General features: G+C 62.9%; 12 protein-coding genes. 4 read left to right on the plus strand and 8 right to left on the minus strand.

Translation table 11 applies throughout. The features are described 5' to 3' along the window. Positions 1–6: 6 nt before the first annotated feature. Both ACSQ3L_RS26005 and ACSQ3L_RS26010 read left to right on the plus strand, forming a co-directional pair. On the plus strand, positions 7–2,376 hold the full coding sequence (locus tag ACSQ3L_RS26005) for a DUF1989 domain-containing protein (RefSeq protein WP_436162504.1): 2,370 nt from the start codon (positions 7–9) through the stop codon (positions 2,374–2,376). A gap of 255 nt (positions 2,377–2,631) precedes the next feature. Continuing rightward, positions 2,632–4,341, plus strand: a complete 1,710-nt coding sequence (locus tag ACSQ3L_RS26010) for an APC family permease (protein WP_436162505.1) — start codon at positions 2,632–2,634, stop codon at positions 4,339–4,341. Between the two features lie 66 nt (positions 4,342–4,407). Here the strand turns inward: ACSQ3L_RS26010 and ACSQ3L_RS26015 are convergent, their stop codons facing one another. The 4 genes from ACSQ3L_RS26015 to ACSQ3L_RS26030 all read right to left on the minus strand — a co-directional run bounded on the left by ACSQ3L_RS26015 (position 4,408) and on the right by ACSQ3L_RS26030 (position 11,399). Further along, positions 4,408–7,554: an efflux RND transporter permease subunit gene (locus ACSQ3L_RS26015; protein WP_436162506.1), complete on the minus strand. Its 3,147-nt coding sequence runs from the start codon at positions 7,552–7,554 to the stop codon at positions 4,408–4,410. A gap of 202 nt (positions 7,555–7,756) precedes the next feature. Then, entirely contained in the window at positions 7,757–8,884 is a 1,128-nt protein-coding gene (locus tag ACSQ3L_RS26020) for an efflux RND transporter periplasmic adaptor subunit (RefSeq protein WP_436163527.1), read from the minus strand. 76 nt (positions 8,885–8,960) lie between these two features. Further along, positions 8,961–9,569, minus strand: a complete 609-nt coding sequence (locus tag ACSQ3L_RS26025) for a TetR family transcriptional regulator (protein WP_436162507.1) — start codon at positions 9,567–9,569, stop codon at positions 8,961–8,963. A 189-nt stretch (positions 9,570–9,758) separates the two neighbouring features. Beyond that, entirely contained in the window at positions 9,759–11,399 is a 1,641-nt protein-coding gene (locus tag ACSQ3L_RS26030) for an acyl-CoA synthetase (RefSeq protein ID WP_436162508.1), read from the minus strand. 189 nt (positions 11,400–11,588) lie between these two features. On the opposite strand from ACSQ3L_RS26030, the gene ACSQ3L_RS26035 reads away from it, so the two are divergent. Together ACSQ3L_RS26035 and ACSQ3L_RS26040 are read left to right on the plus strand one after the other, a co-directional pair. Further along, positions 11,589–12,554 carry a sugar-binding transcriptional regulator gene (locus ACSQ3L_RS26035; RefSeq protein ID WP_436162509.1) on the plus strand — a complete coding sequence of 322 codons (966 nt, stop codon included), beginning with the start codon at positions 11,589–11,591 and terminating at the stop codon, positions 12,552–12,554. Positions 12,555–12,646: 92 nt separating this feature from the next. Continuing rightward, entirely contained in the window at positions 12,647–14,701 is a 2,055-nt protein-coding gene (locus ACSQ3L_RS26040) for a bifunctional aldolase/short-chain dehydrogenase (RefSeq protein WP_436162510.1), read from the plus strand. Between the two features lie 53 nt (positions 14,702–14,754). On the opposite strand, the gene ACSQ3L_RS26045 is transcribed toward ACSQ3L_RS26040, so the two are convergent. From ACSQ3L_RS26045 to ACSQ3L_RS26060, 4 genes are all read right to left on the minus strand, one after another. Continuing rightward, on the minus strand, positions 14,755–15,600 hold the full coding sequence (locus ACSQ3L_RS26045; RefSeq protein ID WP_436163528.1) for an acyl-CoA thioester hydrolase/BAAT C-terminal domain-containing protein: 846 nt from the start codon (positions 15,598–15,600) through the stop codon (positions 14,755–14,757). Between the two features lie 101 nt (positions 15,601–15,701). Continuing rightward, a complete protein-coding gene (locus ACSQ3L_RS26050; RefSeq protein WP_436162511.1) occupies positions 15,702–16,754 on the minus strand; it encodes a substrate-binding domain-containing protein in 1,053 nt (350 codons plus the stop codon). A gap of 49 nt (positions 16,755–16,803) precedes the next feature. Then, positions 16,804–17,799, minus strand: coding sequence for an ABC transporter permease (locus tag ACSQ3L_RS26055; RefSeq protein WP_436162512.1), 996 nt, complete (start codon positions 17,797–17,799; stop codon positions 16,804–16,806). Between the two features lie 81 nt (positions 17,800–17,880). After that, a complete protein-coding gene (locus ACSQ3L_RS26060; protein ID WP_436162513.1) occupies positions 17,881–19,392 on the minus strand; it encodes a sugar ABC transporter ATP-binding protein in 1,512 nt (503 codons plus the stop codon). Positions 19,393–19,453 lie beyond the last annotated feature (61 nt).

Consider the following 19,453-nt stretch of genomic DNA (forward strand, 5'->3'; position numbering starts at 1 on the left):
GCTGAGATGAGCCAGTCGCCCTACCCCGTAATTGCAGCCGGACCGCCGCGGCCAAGCCTCATCCAGAGGCCGGGCCAGATCGCGCTGCCGCCGGGCATGGAGCGTTACACGGTCCAGGGCAACGGCGCGGTGCTGATCGAGATCGAGGCCGGTGATACGATCACCGTGCGTAATGTCGAGGGTGGCCAGGCCTGCGAACTTCTGGCCTGGGATAAGACCGGCGCGACCGATCCCAGCATTTTTGGCGAGACGTCGAACAGCAACGCCGCCGGCATCAAGGCCCTGCTCATAGAGGGCGACGACAGCCTCGCTTCCCTGCGTCGCGGGCTCGCGCGACGGCAGGTGCAACTCGATCAGGCCAAGGCGGTGCGGGTGTTCGGCGGCGCGACTCCCGCCGGCACCGAACAGGCCTTCACGATCGCGCGCGATGGCGCAATGCTGATTGCCGCTCCTGGCGGGCCGATGCTGGTCGATGGCCATGACACGGCGACTTCGCTGACCGTCATCGTCCGCCGCGCCACGATCCGACCGGCGGCGAAATCGCAGTTGGCCGACCCGCTGGCCGACCCTGTGCTCGATCTGCGCGTCCATTCGGCGACCGCGGAGGCCTATTTCGTCAAGGCTGGCGACTATCTGCAGATCATCGATGTCGACGGACGCCAGTGCACCGACTTCCAGTGCTTTTCAGCGCGCAAGTTGGACAAGGGTCGCGATCATCCACTCGACGTGACGACGACGCGCACGCTGATGGGCGCGAGCTATCCGATGCCTGGCCTGCATTCGAAATATTACGATCAGGACATGGAGCCGTTGGTCGAGGTGGTGCAGGACACATGCGGCCGTCACGACGCTTTCGCACTCGCTTGCGCAGCGAAATATTACGACGACATCGGCTATCCCGGCCACACCAACTGCTCCGAGAATTTCAATTGCGCACTGGCGGACAGAGGCGTCAATCCCCGAGCCGGTTGGATGGCGATCAATTTCTTCTTCAACACGGCGATCGACGCGCATGGCGTGATGGTGTCCGACGAGCCGTGGTCGCGGCCGGGCGACTACGTGCTGTTGCGTGCTCTGACCGACATCGTCTGCGTGTCCTCCGCCTGCCCCGACGACACGACGCCAGCCAATGGCTGGAACCCGACCGACATCCATGTGCGGACCTATTCCGGCCAGCACAAATTCTCGCGAGCGATCGCCAGACGCATGACGCCCGATTCGGAACCGAAAATGACCCGCGAGACCGCTTTTCATTCGAGCTTTGCCAAGCACACCCGCAATTTCGTCGAGTATAGAGGCTATTGGCTGGCCAACTCCTTCGCCAAGGACGGGCCGATCGCCGAATACTGGGCCTGCCGGCAGGATGCGGTGATCATGGACCTGTCGCCGCTGCGCAAGTTCGAGGTCACCGGCCCGGATTCGGAAGCGCTGCTGCAGTATACGCTGACCCGTGACGTCAAGAAACTCGGCATCGGCCAGGTCGTCTATTCGGCCATGTGCTACGAGCATGGCGGCATGATCGACGACGGCACGCTGCTGCGGCTCGGCAAGGACAATTTTCGCTGGGTCGGCGGCGACGACCTGTCCGGCGAATGGCTGCGCGAGACGGCGACGAAACTCGGCCTCAACGTGCTGGTGCGCTCCTCCACCGACCAGATGCACAATGTCGCCGTGCAGGGACCGAAGAGCCGCGACATTCTTCGGGAAGTCATCTGGACTTCGCCATTGCAGCCGTCGATCGACGAGCTCGAATGGTTCCGTTTCGCCGTCGCCCGCATCGGTGGCGGCAACGGCATTCCGGTCGTCGTCTCGCGCACCGGCTACACCGGCGAACTCGGCTACGAGATCTGGTGCCACCCGCGCGACGCCGAAAAAGTGTTCGACGCTATTTGGGAGGCCGGCCAGCCGCATGGGCTGAAGCCGATGGGGCTGCAGGCACTCGACATGGTACGCATCGAGGCCGGGCTGATCTTTGCCGGTTACGAATTCTCCGACCAGACCGACCCGTTCGAGGCTGGCATCGGCTTCACCGTGCCGCTGAAGAGCAAGACCGACGATTTCATCGGCCGCGAGGCGCTGATCCGCCGCAAGGAGCACCCGCAGACGAAGCTGGTCGGCCTCGACATCGACGCCAATGTCGACGTTGGCCATGGCGACTGCGTGCATGTCGGCCGCGCCCAGATCGGCACCGTCACGTCGGGCATGCGCTCGCCGGTGCTGAACAAAACCATCGCCTTGGCCAGGCTCGACGTCACCCATTCAGCCATCGGCACCGAGGTCGAGATCGGCAAGCTCGACGGCCATGCCAAGCGGCTGCCGGCGCGCGTCGTTGCCTTTGCGCATTACGATCCGCAGAAGACCAAACCGCGCTCCTGACGGCCACTTTCGCGACGGACAGGCCGGCCGGTCGGTGAGCTCGCGAGCGTGTAAAGTCCGCGCGCTCGCAAGCGTGATGTGCACGGCTTCATAAATCGCTTGACCTGAAAGCGCGTCGGATCAATCTTCACTCATAAGAAAAAAATGCGACTGAGTGGAAACACCGGCAGTCGCTCACCGCATGCGTCGATGATGAAGCCTCGCGAAGTCGCGGCCGTCACGAACGGGGAACATCAAAATGGGGAAGCCAAACACATGAGCACGATTACCACTGTCCTGGAGCAGCCTGCGGAGGGCAAGTTGCACCGAAATATCGACTGGCGCGGCGCCTTCTGGGTGGCGAGCGGCGTGCCGGCCCTGGTCCTGTTTTCGATCGGCGGCATTGCCGGCACGACCGGAACGCTGGCCTTCGCGATCTGGATCTTCTCCATGATCATGGGCTTCCTGCAATCCTTCACCTATGCCGAGATCGCCGGCCTGTTCCCGAACAAGTCGGGCGGCGCCTCGATCTACGGCGCCACCGCCTGGCTGCGCTATTCCAAGTTCATCGCCCCGCTGTCGGTCTGGTGCAACTGGTTCGCCTGGTCGCCGGTGCTGTCACTTGGCTGCTCGATCGCGGCCGCCTACATCCTCAACGCGCTGGCGCCGGTGCCGCTGTTCACCGAAACCTCGCCCGATGTCGTCGCCTATATCGCGGCCCATGCCGGGACGAGTGCCGCCGACGCCATCACGGCGGTGACCGCGGCGGCGACGCCGGCAATCCGCAACTGGACGCTTTACAGCCACACACTGGGTCCGGTCTCGTTCACCTTCAACGCGACCTTCTTTATCGGCGCGGTGCTGATGCTGATCATCTTCGCCATCCAGCATCGCGGCATCCTCGGCACCGCCAACGTGCAGAAATATATCGGCCTGCTGGTGATCATCCCGATGCTGATCGTCGGCGTCGTGCCGATCATCACCGGCCAGATCAACTGGGCGAATTTTTCGCCGCTGGTGCCGTTGGCCGCCGCCTATGCGCCTGAACCCGGCGCCTGGAACATTGCCGGCTGGACACTGGTTCTTGGCGGCATGTTCATTGCGGCGTGGTCGACCTACGGTTTTGAGACCGCCGTCTGCTACACGTCCGAGTTCAAGAACCCGGGCACCGACACGTTCAAGGCCATCTTCTATTCCGGCCTGCTCTGCATGCTGCTGTTTATCCTGGTGCCGTTCACCTTCCAGGGCGTGCTTGGCCTGAACGGTATGCTGGCGACGCCGATCGTCGACGGCTCCGGTGTCGCCGACGCACTGGCAGGCATGGTCGGCGGCGGCGCGCTGATCCACAGCCTCCTGGTGATGCTGATGATCCTGGCCCTGGTGCTTTGCATCATGACGGCGATGGCCGGCTCTTCGCGCACGCTGTACCAGGGCTCGGTCGATGGCTGGCTGCCGCGCTATCTCAGCCACGTCAACGAACATGGCGCACCGACCCGCGCCATGTGGACCGATCTCGTCTTCAACCTGATCGTGCTGGCCATCGCATCGGCCGACGCGACGAGCTTCTTCTTCATCCTCGCCGTGTCGAACTGCGGCTACATCATCTTCAACTTCCTCAACCTCAACGCCGGCTGGATCCACCGCATCGACAACGGCCACATCGCGCGGCCTTGGAAGGCGCCGAGCTGGCTACTGGGGATCGGGGCCATCTTCGCCTATGTCAACGCGATCTTCATGGGCGCGGGCGCCAAGGTGTGGAACCCGATGGCGCTGTGGGCCGGGCTCATCACCGCAGCCTTGATCATCCCGGTGTTCTGCTTCCGCCACTACATCCAGGACAAGGGGAAATTCCCCGACCATATGCTGGCCGACCTCGGCATGGCGGGGGCCGACCTCTCGGTCAAAAAGGCGGGTATGCTGCCCTATCTGACGCTGGTTGCCGGTGTCGCGGTGATGCTACTCGCCAACTGGTATTTCGTCATCTGACCTCGTGAATGAAAAGGATCGGGCGCGCTTCGGCGCGCCCGATCCTTTTCGGCTGGCGTAGTCGATCTATTCGGCGGCCAGTGCCAGTTGCGGCTTTTCGGCTTCCTGGCTCAGTTCCAACTCGTCCGTCCGCCCCTCGGCCCCACGCTTCTTCGGCTCCCGGCCGAAGAACAGGGCGTAGCCCGCCGGGAGGACAAGGATGGTCAGCACGGTGGCAACGAGGATGCCGCCCATCATGGCGTAAGCGAGCGGTCCCCAGAAGACGCCGCGCGAGATCGGGATCAACGCCAGCACCGCCGTCAGCGCCGTCAGCGTGATCGGCCGGAAGCGGCGCACGGCCGAACCGATGATCGCCTCGTAACGATCCATGCCCGCGGCGATGTCCTGGTCGATCTGATCGACCAGGATGATCGAGTTGCGCATGATGATGCCGAGCAGCGCGATGACGCCGAGGATGGCGACGAAGCCGAACGGCGCGCCGCTGATCAAGAGCGCCGCTGCAGCACCGATGATGCCGAGCGGACCGGTCGCCAGAACCAGCATCGCCTTGCCGAAATGCTGCAGCTGGATCATCAAAAGCACGACGATGACGGCCAGCATGATCGGCGCCTTGGCGGCGATCGAAGCCTGGCTTTCAGCCGAATCCTCCGCACCACCCTGGATCTCGATCTTGTAGCCGGGCGCAAGCCCGTCACGCAGGCCCTGCATGTCCTTGTACAGTTTGGTGACGACGTCGTTGGACTGGATGCCGTCGGGCAGCGTTGCCCGCACGCTAATGGTCGGCAGACGGTCGCGGCGCCACTCGATACCTTGCTCAAGCACCGGCACCACCTTGGCCACCTGCGACAGCGGCACAAAGCCGCCGAAATCGGTCGGGATATAGACCGAGTCGACCGAGGACAGCAGGCTGCGGCTGGCATCCGGCTCGCGGGCGACGATGGACACCGTTTCCTCGCCGTCGCGGAAGTCGTCGAGCGACGCGCCGGACATTGCCGCCTGCAGCATCTGGCGGATGCGCTGCGAGGTGACGCCGAGTGCGCGGGCACGATCCTGGTCGATGACCAGCTTCATCGCCGGCACCGGCTCCAGCCAGTCGTCATGAACGGCGCCCAGCAGCGGATCCTCGCGGAATTTCGCCTTCACCTGGTCGGCGATGCGGCGCACCTCCTGGCGATCCGGCCCCATGACGCGCATCTGCACCGGCCAACCGGTCGGCGGACCGAGGAACAGACGGTCGACCTTGGCGCGGATAGACGGGAAGTCTTCGGCCAGGACGGTGCGCAACTTGACGATCAGCCGTTCGCGGGCCGGCTCATCATTGGCCATCACCAAGAGCTGGGCAAAGTTCGGATTGCTCAGCTGCTGGTCGAGCGGCAGGAAGAAGCGCGGCGCGCCTTCGCCGATATAGGTGGCGATGAAACGCTTGTCCTTGTCGTCCATCATCTTGGTTTCAAGCGCCTTGGCCTGCGCCTCGACCTCCTTGATGCTGGTGCCTTCAGGCAGCCAGAGATCGACGAGGATTTCCGGCCGCGACGATTGCGGGAAGAAGTTCTGCGGGATGAACTGGAACGCCCACAGGCTGGTGCCGAAGGTGACCAGCGTCATCACCAGGACGATGATGCGATGGCGTACGGCCCAGCTGACGGTAGCGCGAAGCCGGCGGTAGAAACGCGTGTCGAAGACATCGTGATGGCTGCCGGCATGCTTACGCTGCTTGAGGATCATGTTGCCGAGCCACGGCGTGAAATAGACCGCGACGAACCAGGAGACGATCAGCGCGATGCCGACGACGTAGAACAGCGTTCGGACATATTCGCCGGCCGTCGACGCAGCGAAGCCGACCGGAATGAAGCCGGCGGTGGTGATCAGCGTGCCGGTCAGCATCGGGAAGGCGGTCGAGGAATAGGCGAAGCTCGCCGCCTCGACCTTGACCAGCCCCTCCTCCAGCTTGCGCTCCATCATCTCGACGACGATCATGGCGTCGTCGACGAGCAGCCCGAGCGCGATGATCAGGGCGCCGAGAGAGATGCGCTGCAGGTCTATGCCGAGCTCGTACATGATGGCGAAGGTCGCGGCCAGCACCAGCGGAATGGCGATGGCGATGACCAGGCCGGAACGCCAGCCGATCGACAGGAACGAGACGACGAGCACGATCAGCAGCGCTTCGCCGAGCGCATGCATGAATTCGGCCACCGCATCCGTGACGACGCCAGGCTGGTCGGAAATCTGGTCGACGGAAACGCCGTAAGGCAGTGCCTCCTCGAAGCGCTTGTAGGTCGCCTCGACATCCTTGCCGACATCGGTGACCTTGAAACCCTTGGCCATGACGACGCCAAGCTGCACGCTGTCATGGCCGTTGAAGCGGTATTTGCGCTGGAACGGATCTTCCAGCCCCGAGGTCACCGTGGCGATGTCGCCCAGCCTTGTGACCTGGCCGCCGGCGCGCAGGCGCAGGTTCCTGATGTCCTCGACCTTGCCGACATCGCCTTCGACGGAAATGCGCACCGAATTGGTGCCGGTGTCGACGGAGCCGGCCGGGTCTACATTGTTCTGTCCCTTGATCGCGTTCTGCAGATCAGTCAGCGTCAGGCCGCGTTCGGCCAGCGCCTTGGACGAGACGTCGATATAGAGCTTTTCCGGCTGGTCACCGATGATGACGGCCTTTTCGACGCCGGGCGTCGTCAAAAGCATGTCGCGCGCCTGGATGGCGAATTTCTTCAGCTCGGGATAGCTGAAGCCATCGCCGCTGATCGAGTGCAGAGTGATGAAGGTGTCGCCGAATTCGTCGTTGAAGTACGGGCCGAGCAGGCCCTGCGGCAGGTCGCCCTGGATATCGCCGACCTTCTTGCGCACCTGGTAGAAGGCGTCCGTCACCTCGGCGGTGTTGGTGTCGCCCTTGATCTGCACCGTGATGATGGCGCTGCCAGCGCGGGTGAAGGAGCGCACGAAATCGAGATGCGGCGTCTCTTGCAGCTTGCGCTCGATCTTGTTGACGACCTGGTCTTCCATCTCCTTGATCGAGGAGCCCGGCCAGATCGCCTGGACGACCATGACCCGGAATGTGAAATCGGGATCTTCCTTCTGGCCCATGCGCATCAAACCGAGCGCGCCGGAAATGATGATCAGGCCAAACAGGAACCGCGCGATGGCGGGATGGCCGATTGCCCAGCGCGACAGGTTGAAGGGCCGCTTCTCGTCCGTGGAATTGGTCATCGACGCTGGTCCATCTATCTAGCGCAACAAAATCGAGGGTTCGGTAATGGCTTCCGGGCGGCAAGGCTCTCCGAGCGGAGAAACACTCATCGCGGTGGGACGCGAAAATCGATGTGGGGGTTACATCAATCGAGCGTCTCAGATCGGGCTCCTGCCGCCCGGAAACCAGTGGCTGCGGGAACGCGCAGCCGGTTGTCTGTCGTCAGCGCACCTGCTTGGCGTCGCCGTCTGCCGCGGAAGCGGACTGCAGCGCAGCGTCGCCGGCGGGTTTCACTTTCAAGTTTTCGGTCATGAACTGCGTGCCGGCGGCGACCACGACGTCGCCGGGCTTCAGACCTTCGGCAACGCGCACGCCATCGGCGGCGAATTCGGCGACCTTGACCGGGCGGGCATGAACGGTGTCGGCGCCACGATCGACGGTCCAGACGATCGACTGGCTGTCTTTCTCAGCCAATGCACTCAGCGGGATCGAAACGAGCTGCCGCTCATTGGCCGCCGACGCTTCGATGCTGGCGGTCATACCAAGAAGCACGCGCGGATCATTGGGCAGGCTGACGCGGACGGCAAAGGTGCGCGACTGCGGATCGGCGCTGCCGGCGACCTCGCGGACCTTGCCGTCGAGTGCCAGCGCGTCGTCGGACCAGAAGCCCGCCTTGACGATTTTGCCCGGCTTGAATTCGGCGATTTCCATTTCCGGCACCGCGATCAGCACTTCCTTTTCGCCGTCGACGGCGACGGTGACGACCGGCGTGCCGGAGCCGACCACCTGGCCGACATCGGCGCTGACCGCGGTGACGATGCCGTCCCTGTCGGCCTTGAGGTCGGTGTAGCCAACCTGGTTCCTGGCCTGGGCAAGGGTCGAGCGGGCGGAATCGCGGGTGGCGACAGCCTGGTCGTAGCTCAGCGTTGCCTGCTCGAGCTGCGATTTCGGCGCGAACTTCTTGTCAAACAGCTGCTCGGCGCGCTTGCGGGATAGTTCTGATGTCTCGACCTGCCGATCGGCTGCATCAAGTGCCGCCTGCGCACTCTTTACCGAAAGGTCGTAGTCGATGGGATCGATGCGGGCGAGCACATCGCCCGAGGCCACATGCTGGCCGATATCGACGAGGCGATCGGTGATCTTGCCGTTGACGCGGAAAGCCAAAGCACTTTCGGTGCGGGCACGCACCGAGCCGGAATAGGAGAGCGTGCGGGTGTCATGCGCCTTCGCGATCTCGACGACCTTGACCGGGCGGATGATGTCCTTGACTTCGGCTTTTTCCTGGCTGCAGCCAGCAAGCACGGCGACGCCGGCAAATGCCAAGATGATGGCTGATAGCCTGCCTGGGATGGTGGACTGGGGCGAAGACAATTGCGTACTCCTGAAACTGCGGAAATGAACCACCGAACGCAAGGCTCGGCAGAATTCACTTCATCAAGGCTCTGATCGCGAATTCGATGAGGTCGTCCGGCTCCGCCCGGTTCTTCTTGGCGAGGCACTGCGCCACCATCTGAGGGTGGCAAACATTGATGGTGGCCGCGGCGAAACATCTCGACGCGACAACCGGATCCTGATCGACAAATTCCCCAGCTTCGATGCCCTCGCGGATCACCTCGGCCACCAAGTCATGCAAGCTGTCGATATGCTTTTCGATGACATGCCAGTCGCGCTCGATGGCAACGATGACCATCTCATGCACCTTCTCCTGGTCGAGCATGGTGTCGAGGGTCCACTGATAGTGCCTGTGCACATAGCGGCGAAGCTTCTCGCTGGCGCTGCCCGGCGCGTGGCAGGCATCGTAGGCGATCTGATAGCAAGTGTTGAGCATGCGCGCGCAGACGGCCTGGTGGATTTCGACCTTGGAGGCGAAGAAGCGGTAGATGTTGGCTGGCGACATGCCGAGTTCACGGGCAATGTCGGCGACATTGGTCTTGCCGTAGCCGTAATGCCGGAACAGGCGCTCGGCGCAATCGAGAATGCGGGTGACATTCTCCTGGCGGGCGGTGTCGGCAACTATGATGGCGGTTTCGGACATGGCTCTCTGTTGTTTTTACGAGTGACGAATTTCAATTTTCGTCACTCGTAAATCGAAATGAGCGACCTGTCAACGGGATTTCGACGTACGCGTACGATTGGTGACAGATGGTGACATCCAATAGACGTCACAAGGCGGTCCGAGGATGCGGTCCGCAGAAAATATTTTCGCGACAGGCAGTCGGAGACTTCAGGCGAGCTTGGCCATTTCCCGTAGCCGGAATTTTTGGATCTTTCCCGTTGAGGTTTTCGGGATCTCTGCAAAAATCACCGCTTTCGGCACCTTGAAGCGGGCAAGCAGCGCGCGGCAATGATCGATGATCTCGGCTTCGGTCGCGGTCTTGCCAGGCTTCAGCTCGACATAAGCAACCGGCACCTCGCCCCATTTGTCGTCGGGCCTGGCGACGACGCCGCAAGACCCAACGGAAGAGTGCTTATAAAGCGCCTCCTCGACCTCGATCGAGGAAATGTTCTCGCCGCCCGAGATGATGATGTCCTTGGAGCGATCCTTGAGCTGGATGTAGCCGTCGGGGTGCATGACGCCGAGATCGCCGGAATGGAACCAGCCCCCGGCGAAGGCCTCGTCGCTGGCCTTGCGGTTCTTCAGATAGCCCTTCATGACGATGTTGCCGCGGAACATGACCTCGCCGAGGGTCTCGCCGTCGGCCGGCGTCGGCCGCATCGTATCGGGATCCATGACAGTCAGGCCTTCGAGGGCTGCATAGCGCACGCCCTGCCGTGCCTTCTTGGCGCTGCGTTCGCCCTTTTCGAGATCGTCCCATTCGCCGTGCCATTCGTTGACGACCGCCGGGCCATAGGTCTCGGTCAGGCCGTAGAGATGGGTGACGGCAAATCCGGCATCGGCCATGCCGGACAGCACTGCTTCCGGTGGCGGAGCGGCCGCGGTGTTGAAGGTGACGGTCTGCGGGAATTCGCGCTTGTCCTCGTCCCTGGCATTGATCAGCACCGACATGACGACCGGCGCGCCGCACAGATGGGTGACGCCGTGATCGGCGATGGCATCGTAGATCGGCTTCGGCCGCACCCAGCGCAGGCAGACATGGGTGCCGGCCTGGACCGCCAGCGTCCATGGAAAGCACCAGCCATTGCAGTGGAACATCGGCAGCGTCCACAGATAGACGGCGTGCTTGGCCATGCCGGCATGGATGGTGTTGGTGTAGGCCATCAGCGCCGAACCGCGATGGTGATAGACCACGCCCTTCGGATTGCCCGTGGTGCCCGAAGTATAATTGAGCGAAATCGCATCCCACTCATCATCGGGCATCGACCAGGCGAAATCCTCATCACCGCCTGCAACGAAAGCCTCATAGTCGAGCGTGCCGATCCGGTCGCCCTTCGGATACGGCGCGTCGGCGGCGAAATCGGGATCGTCATAGTCGATGACCAACGGCTTGACCTTGGCCAGCTCCAGGGCCTGCTTGACGACGCCGGAGAATTCGCGGTCGACGAGCAGCACCTTGGTCTCGGCATGATCGAGCTGGAAGGCGATGACCGCGGCATCGAGGCGGGTGTTTAGCGAATGCAGCACCGCCTTGGTCATCGGCACGCCGAAATGCGCCTCCAGCATCGGCGGCGTGTTGGACAGCATGACGGTGACCGTATCGCCCTTGCCGATGCCGCGCTTGTCGAGCGCAGAGGCGAGCTTCAGCGAGCGGCGCCAGAAATTGCGGTAGTCGATGCGCTGGCTGCCATAGATGATGGCAGTATGGTCGGGATAGGTCTTGGCCGCGCGCTCCAGATAGGTGAGCGGCGTCAAAGGCTGGTGGTTGGCCGCGTTCTTGTCGAGATCCTGTTCGTAAGGATTGCCCATCCCATGCTCCCCGCGCTTTTCTTTAGACCTTCTAATCGCAGGCTCGGGCCGCGTCACCATCAACGATGCCACGATAGGGCGCATTTGGCGCAATGATGATCCAGATTCGCCGCGCCAAATGGCATCGCATACCCCAGCTTAATTTGACTTTTGTCGAGAGCCGTGAATAATGTCAGCCAAGGAGACGGCATGGCGATCCGACCGGCAGAACAGCTCATCCACAAGGCCGCCTGGCTCTATTACGCCCATGGCCTGCGGCAAGACCAGGTTGCGAGCCAGCTTAACATTTCCCGTGCCTCGGTCGCCATGTATCTGCGCAAGGCGCGCGAGACCGGCATCGTCAACATCTCGACCTCGACCCAACTTTTCACCGACGATGTGCTGGCGCGCAAGCTCGAGGATGCTCTGAGCCTCGACGCGGTCTGGATCGCGCCGGAAAACGCCCATATCGCCGATCCGTCGACGGAAATCGCCGTGCTGGCGGCGAGCGTCTTCCTCGAACTGGTCAAGAAGGGCGACCGCATCGGCGTCGCCTGGGGCCGCACCGTCTACATGATCGCCGACGTCATGTCCTATGCCGACCTGCAGGACGTCACGGTGGTGCAGCTCTGCGGCAATCTTGGCGCGCCCTATTCCTACCGGCCCGACCAATGCACGATGGAAATCGCGCGGCGGCTCAACGCCAAGGGGCTCAATTTCTACGCGCCGCTGGTGCTGTCGACGGAAGAGCTGGCGCGGGCGCTGCGCGACGAGCCGGTGATCCGCGAACAATTGTCGGGCGTAAGCGAATGCGACCTGGCGCTGTACTCGGTCGGCGCGGTCGATGCCGACAGCCATCTGGTCAAATGCGGTGCGCTGACACCGGGCGAAATGGCCGACTTGCGCAGCCGAGGCGCTGCCGGCGTCATCGCCGGGCAGATCATCGACGCCGACGGCAAGCTGCTCGACTGCAGCTACAACCGCCGGGTAATATCCGCCGAACTGGCCTCGCTGCGCGCCATCGCCAGGCGACTGATGGTGGTGCAGGAAGACAGCAAGTTCGAACCGCTGCTCGCGGCGATCGCCGGCGGCCTTTGCACGCATCTGGTGGTCGGCGCGCGCATGGCGCAGCGGCTGCTCGATCATGCCCGAGCCGCAACAGAAAAGGCCTCCTAGAAAAGCACAAATTTCCATCGCCGACGCATTGTCATCAAAGCGTCGCGGCATTCCTGTTTCACCATCAAAGACAACAACCGGACGAAGCGAACATGAAGAATTTGTGGAATGACGACGCAGCCGAAAAACTCGTTGCCGACTATGCAAAGAAGGGTGTCGGCCGCGACCTGGCCTTGCGCGTCTACACGACCCGGCTGCTCGGCGGCGAACCACGGCTGGTCCTGCATGGCGGCGGCAACACCTCCTGCAAGACGACGGCCACCGATCTCGTCGGCGACCAGTGGGACGTGCTGTGCGTCAAGGGCAGCGGCTGGGACATGGGCGTCATCGAGCCGCAGGGCCTGCCGGCGGTCAAGCTCAAGCCGCTGCTCAAGGCGCGCGCGCTGAGCAGATTGGCCGACGAGGACATGGTCGCGCTGCAGCGTGTCAACCTCATCGATCCGTCGTCGCCCAACCCGTCGGTCGAGACGCTGCTGCACGCCTTCCTGCCGCACAAATTCGTCGACCACACGCATTCGACCGCTATCCTCGCCATCGTCGACCAGGAAGACTCCAGGCCGCTGGTGAAGACGGTCTTCGGGTCGAAGATGGGTTACGTGCCCTACATCATGCCCGGCTTCGACCTCGCCAAGGCGGCGGCCGACATCTTCGACGCCGACCCTGATGTCGAGGGACTGATCCTCGACAAGCACGGCATCTTCACCTTCGGCGACGATGCCAAACAGGCCTACGACCGGATGATCCACTATGTGAACGTCGCCGAGGACTACATCGCCACTCACGGCAAGCCTCAGGCTGCAAAGGCAGCCTTGCCGGCAAAGCTCGCGACACCAGCCTCGATCGCGCCGACGCTGCGCGGCGCGGTGGCGGTAGCGCGCGGCGAAGGCCGCTACGACCGCATGATCAGCGATTTCCGCACTTCGCCGGCAATCGTCGACTTCATCAATTCATCCGAGATTGCCGACTATGCCGGGCGCGGCGTGTCGACGCCCGATTTGTCGATCCGCATCAAGACCGGACCGATGGCGCTGCCGGCGCCCGATGCCGACAAGGCCGGCGACTACAAATCCGTGATCAAAAGCCATGTCGACGCCTTCGCCAAGGATTACCGCGCTTATTTCGAAACCAATGACGCGCTCGATGACGTCAAGCGCACCATGCTCGACCAGATGCCGCGGCTGACGCTGGTGCCGGGCCTCGGCATGTTCGGCCATGGCCGCACGCTGAAGGACGCAAAGATCGCGTCGGATGTCGGCGAGATGTGGATCGAGGCGGTGCGCGGCGCCGAGGCGGTCGGCCGTTTCCATCCGCTCTCCAAGGCCGACCTGTTCCCGCTGGAATACTGGTCGCTGGAGCAGGCCAAGCTTGCCTCCAACAAGCCGAAGCCGCTGACCGGCCAGGTCGTGCTGATCACCGGCGGCGCCGGCGCGATCGGTGCCGCGACGGCCAAATTGTTCGCCGACAATGGCGCCCATGCCGTTGTCGTCGATCTCGATGCCGAAAAGGCCGCTGAAGCCGCCAAGAAGGCCGGCAACAATTCGATCGGCGTTGCCGCCGACATCACCGACCCGGCACAGGTGCGTGCCGCCTTCGACAAGGCGGTCGCCGTGTTCGGCGGCGTCGACATCCTGGTGTCCAATGCCGGTGCTGCCTGGGAAGGCCGCATCGGCGAACTCGACGACGCACTTTTGCGCAAAAGCTTCGAGCTTAATTTCTTCGCCCACCAGTCGGTGGCGCAGAATGCCGTGCGCATCATGCTCGAACAGGGCACCGGCGGCGTGCTGTTGTTCAACACCTCCAAGCAGGCGGTCAATCCGGGTCCGAAGTTCGGCGCCTATGGCGTGCCGAAGGCGGCGACGCTGTTCCTGTCCAGGCAATACGCGCTCGACTATGGCGCGCACGGCATCCGTTCGAACGCGGTCAATGCCGACCGCATCCGCTCGGGTCTTCTGACGGACGCCATGATCGCCAGCCGTTCGGGCGCGCGCGGCGTGTCGGAGAAGGACTACATGTCCGGCAACCTGCTCGGCCAGGAAGTGACGGCGCAGGACGTGGCGCAGGCGTTCCTGCATCATGCACTGGCCGACCGGACCACCGCCGATGTGACCACGGTCGATGGCGGCAACATCGCGGCTGCGCTGCGGTAGGCAGAACCGGCCGAGACTGACGCAAAACAGGCGAAAGTATTCGGGACCTGCGGCTACAGCAGTTCTCGGATGCCTTCCCATGCCATTCTGCCCAACCGTGAATCGGCCTCGTCATTGCCGCCATGTGCATGCAATGTCGAGCGTGGTGTGTCCTCTCCCGGCAACAGAATGCGGTGGCCAGCATCGGGCGACGAAACGAGATGTGTGACTTTGCCCGTGTTGTCTCGCCGCCGGACGATATCCGTCGCGAACCATAGGGAGGGCCACAGCGCATCGTCGCCGCCTGCGACAAGCAGGATCTCGGCCGATGCGGTCTCGACGGGGATGGTTGCCGCCTCTGCTTCGCGCTCGAAGGTTTTCAAACAATGTTCGAAAAGCCCGCGGTAAGACACCAGGCCATCTGCGTATTCTCGTGTCCAATTCGGATCCGTTGGCACAAACGGCAACGCGACACCGTCGAGCGACCATGAGGATCGTTCCGGCCAGCTGACACCATCCCGGCCCACGCCGATATTTCCCCAAACCACCGATGATGGGCTGATTGCAACCACGGCGTTGATGCGCGGGTCATGGACCGCCGCGAGCAATGCGGCCTCGGCACCTTTGGATGTGCCGACATAGACGACGCGGCGGCATCCTGTTTCAAGGAGGTAATCGGTTGCCGCGAAGAAGGTTTCGAGAGGAATCTCGCATATTCCGGGAGCCTGACCTTGGCCGCCAAACCATTGCAGGGCCAAGGCCGACGAGCCTTCGTTTGCAAAGAGCCGCGCGCGCCCGACATCGACGCGGCCACTCGATCCACTCAGTACGACGACACCCGTGGTGGCTTGCGGGCATCGAAACAATCTTCCGGCGACGGCGCCGGACAGGCTTTCCTCGATTACCGCTTGTGCTTCCATATGCGCACCGAACCTTCCAGAACCTGCGGATTGGCTCTGCAAATATTCGGCAAAAAGGCCGCCTGCGGCAAGCTGCTGCAAGCGGCCTTCGATAGCGAACCCTACTTCGCGTTCGGGTTCGGCATCCAGGCCGGCATCGCGACATCGGCATGGGCGAACTGCGGCAGCTTGGCAGACAGGTCCTCCATATTCTTGATGTCCTTGTCGATGAGGTCCTTCTGGGTGATCAGCGTCGGCGGCACGACGACGTTGTGGCCGGGGTCTTCACCGGCCAGCAGCTGCGCCAGCGCACGCACCGAGACCTGGCCGACAACTGCCGGATTGGTCGCGGCGGTTGCTGCCCAGGCGCTGTCGGGTTCGCGCATCGCTGATATGTCGGAGGTCGAGATGTCGGCCGAATAGATCTTGATGCCCTTGTTCAGGCCGGCCTCGTCGACCGCGATCTTCACACCCTTGGCGAATTCGTCATAGGGGGCGAACATCACCTTGATGTCGGGATGGGCCGACAGCACCGAGCGCGCCTGGTTGGCGACGGAGTTTGCGATCGGATTGTCGAGCGTGCCGAACATCGCGACTTCCTTGACGCCTGCATATTTCTTCTTCACGTCGACCCAGGTCTCGTTGCGGCGGTCGAGCGGCGCGATGCCGGCGACATAGACATAGCCGGCATTCCAGCTCTCGCCATTGTCCTTGACCGCCTGCTCGAGCGCCAGGCGGGCCAAGTCACGATCGGACTGTTCGACCTGCGGGATCTTGGGGTTTTCGACATTGACGTCGAAAGCCACCACCTTGATGCCGGCATCGACCGCACGCTGGGCGGCGTCCTTCATCGATTCAGTCAGGCCGTGCTGGATGATGATGCCCTGCACGCCAAGCGCGATGGCCTGGTCGACCATGTCGGACTGAAGGGCGGCGTCCTGGCGGCTGTCGAGCACGCGCAGGTCGATGCCGAGCGCCTTCGACTGCGCCTCGACGCCCGAGAGATAGGCCTGGAAGAAGTCGCCGGTCGAGAGATAGCGCACCAGCGCGATCTTGACGCCGGGCTTGTCGAAGGGCGCTGGCTTGTCCGCGGCAAAAGCCGGGAACTGCATCAGCACGGTTGCGCCGGCCAATCCGAGCGCCACCTTCCCCAGAAGTCTTCTTGTAATGCTCACTTTGTTTCCTCCACTCTTGTTGAACTCGAAAATCCTGTCCCGGTCGAAACTACCTCCTGCCCCTGCCCGAAAGCGCAAAGGTGAAGACAAGGGCGACGACCAGAACCACGCCCTTGACGAAATCCTGCGTGTAGTAAGGCGCGTTCATCATCGTCAGGCCTTGCAGCAAGATGCCGACGAACAGCGCGCCGACGGCTGTGCCGAAGGCGTTCGGCTTGGCGGCGCCCAGCACCGCATAGCCGATCAGCGCCGCGGCAACCGCATCGAGCAGCAGATTATTACCCGAGGCGATGTCGCCGCGTCCAAGCCGGGCAGCCAGCAAAATGCCGCCGATCGAGGCAAAAACGCCTGAAATAACGTAGGCCCAGATCTTGTATGCCTTGACAGGCGCGCCGGCGAGTTCGGCGGCCCGCTCGTTGCTGCCGACGGCATACATCATGCGGCCGAAGCGCGTGTATTCGAGGAAGAACCAGATCAGCACGGCGAGCACGAGCAGCACCACCACCGACACCGGAATGAGATTGGGAATGAAGAAGTCGAAGCGGTGACGGCCGAGCGCCAGGAAGGCATCGGAGAATTTGCCGTTGGCGACCGAGCCATCCGGCATCGTCATGCCGGTGGCGATCGAACGGCCTTCGGTCGGGATGCGCTGCAGGCCGACGAGCAGAAACATCATGCCGAGCGTCGCCAGCAGATCGGGCACGCGCATGTAGACGATCAGCCAGCCATTGATCAGGCCGACCATGGCGCCGATCAGCAGGCAGACGATGACCGCGACAAGGGCGTTCTGCTCCAGCACCACCATCACATAGGCCGCCGCCATCATGGCCGATGTGGCGACCGAGCCGATCGAGAGATCAAAGCCGCCGACGACGAGCGTGGCGGTGACGCCGAGCGCCAGCACGCCGGTGATGGCGACCGACTGGAAGATGAAGACGGCACTTTGCGGCGAAACGAAACCGTCGGCGGCGATCGCGAAATAGGCGACGAGCCCGAACAGGAGCACGATGAAGCCGTAGCGAATAGCGTGGTCGCGCAACGTCATTCAGCGCTCCCGCGCGCCGCTGCCGTCTTTACCCAACTCGAACCCATGCTCTCTCCATTCCAATTCCCATTTTCGCGCCCTTCAGGCCGCGCTGTGCAACGGCCCGCCGGCGACTTCGGCCAGCAGGCGATCGAGATCGACATCGGCATTGCGGTGTTCGCCGACGATGGTCTGCTCCGACATGACCAGGATGCGGTCGGCGGTCTCTAGCGCCTCGTCGAGCTCGGTGACGAACAACAGCGTGGCGCGGCCGTTTGCGCTGGCCCGGAGCTTGGCGGCAATGTCGCGCCGGGCGGAAATATCGACGCCCTGAAACGGCTCGTCCAGAATGAACAATCTCGCATCCTGTGCCATCCAGCGGGCGACCATCACCTTCTGCTGATTGCCGCCGGAGAGCTCCGACATGTCGTCCTTCTCGGACCGGCAGACGATGCCCAGATCCTGGATCTGCCGGCGCGCAGTGGCGCGTTCCAGACGGCGCCTGAGAACAGCGAAACGCGACATGCGCTTATGAAACGGCAGGCTAATATTTTCCTGGATGTTGAAGCCGCCGACGATGCCGTTCTCGCCGCGGTCCTTGGCGACCAGGAACACACCGGCGGCGATCGCCTCACCCGTCGAATTCGGCGCATAGGGCTTGCCGTTCATCATCATGGTGCCGGACAATGGCCGGCGCACGCCAAACAGCGTCTCGGCCAGCGCCGTCTTGCCGACCCCAACGAGGCCGGTAATGGCAACGACCTCGCCATCGCCGAGCGTGAGCGAGATCGGCCGGGCACCTTGTGCAATCCGCAGTCCGTCCAACGTCAAGATTGCCTTGGCCGAATTCCTGACGACGATCTGGTCGAGATGGATCTTGCGGCCGAGCATGGCGTTGACCGCGCCTTCATAGTCGAGCGGTTTCCTGTCGAAAGCGCCTGAGATATTGCCGTCCCGCATCGAGACGATGCGATCGGCCAGCCGCCTGATATCCGACATGCGGTGCGAGATGTAGAGGATCGCCACGCCTTGCTCGCGCAGCCTGTCGATCAACGCAAACAGCCGATCAGCCTCGGCGCTGGACAGCGACGAGGTTGGCTCGTCGAGGATCAGCACTTTCGGCTGGTGCGCCAGCGCGCGGGCAATCGCCACCATCTGGCGATCGGCTAGCGAAAGATCGCTGACGCGCGCCTTCAAATCGATGACCAGCCCCATGCGGTCGGCAACGGCCTTTGCCTCCCGTCGCACGCGGACCGGATTGAAAAGGGTCGGCGCGCCGCTGCCGCTCAGGCGGTCCAGCGTCAAATTGGTGGCGACGTCGAGATCGGCGACGACACCGTCATTGATATTCTGGTGGACGGTGACGACGCCGGCACGGATCGCCTCGGCCGGCGTGTTGGGTGCAAAATCCTGGCCGACGAGAGCCATCGTGCCGCCGCCGCGTTCGTAGACGCCGGAAATGATCTTGACGAGGGTGGATTTGCCGGCGCCGTTGGCGCCCATCAGCACGGTCACTTCGCCGGCATGCAATTCAAGCGAGACGCCGCCAAGCACCTCGTTATGGCCAAAGGATTTCCTCAGTCCCTCTACGCGGAACACGCCATTGCCGACCATGCGTTCCTCCCTGACATGACGCTATGGGCTACATCGGCAATTGTCAACACGATTGACAATT

The organism is Mesorhizobium sp. LjRoot246 (assembly GCF_964254115.1).
In the GTDB taxonomy this organism is placed as follows: domain Bacteria; phylum Pseudomonadota; class Alphaproteobacteria; order Rhizobiales; family Rhizobiaceae; genus Mesorhizobium.

Excerpts from the sequence above, each read along its gene's own strand:
- ACSQ3L_RS26025 (WP_436162507.1), bottom strand. The coding sequence starts at position 9,569 with ATGTCCGAAACCGCCATCATAGTTGCCGACACCGCCCGCCAGGAGAAT.
- ACSQ3L_RS26055 (WP_436162512.1), bottom strand. The coding sequence starts at position 17,799 with ATGACGTTGCGCGACCACGCTATTCGCTACGGCTTCATCGTGCTCCTG.
- ACSQ3L_RS26005 (WP_436162504.1), top strand. The coding sequence starts at position 7 with ATGAGCCAGTCGCCCTACCCCGTAATTGCAGCCGGACCGCCGCGGCCA.
- ACSQ3L_RS26040 (WP_436162510.1), top strand. The coding sequence starts at position 12,647 with ATGAAGAATTTGTGGAATGACGACGCAGCCGAAAAACTCGTTGCCGAC.
- ACSQ3L_RS26035 (WP_436162509.1), top strand. The coding sequence starts at position 11,589 with ATGGCGATCCGACCGGCAGAACAGCTCATCCACAAGGCCGCCTGGCTC.
- ACSQ3L_RS26030 (WP_436162508.1), bottom strand. The coding sequence starts at position 11,399 with ATGGGCAATCCTTACGAACAGGATCTCGACAAGAACGCGGCCAACCAC.
- ACSQ3L_RS26045 (WP_436163528.1), bottom strand. The coding sequence starts at position 15,600 with ATGGAAGCACAAGCGGTAATCGAGGAAAGCCTGTCCGGCGCCGTCGCC.
- ACSQ3L_RS26010 (WP_436162505.1), top strand. The coding sequence starts at position 2,632 with ATGAGCACGATTACCACTGTCCTGGAGCAGCCTGCGGAGGGCAAGTTG.
- ACSQ3L_RS26060 (WP_436162513.1), bottom strand. The coding sequence starts at position 19,392 with ATGGTCGGCAATGGCGTGTTCCGCGTAGAGGGACTGAGGAAATCCTTT.
- ACSQ3L_RS26015 (WP_436162506.1), bottom strand. The coding sequence starts at position 7,554 with ATGACCAATTCCACGGACGAGAAGCGGCCCTTCAACCTGTCGCGCTGG.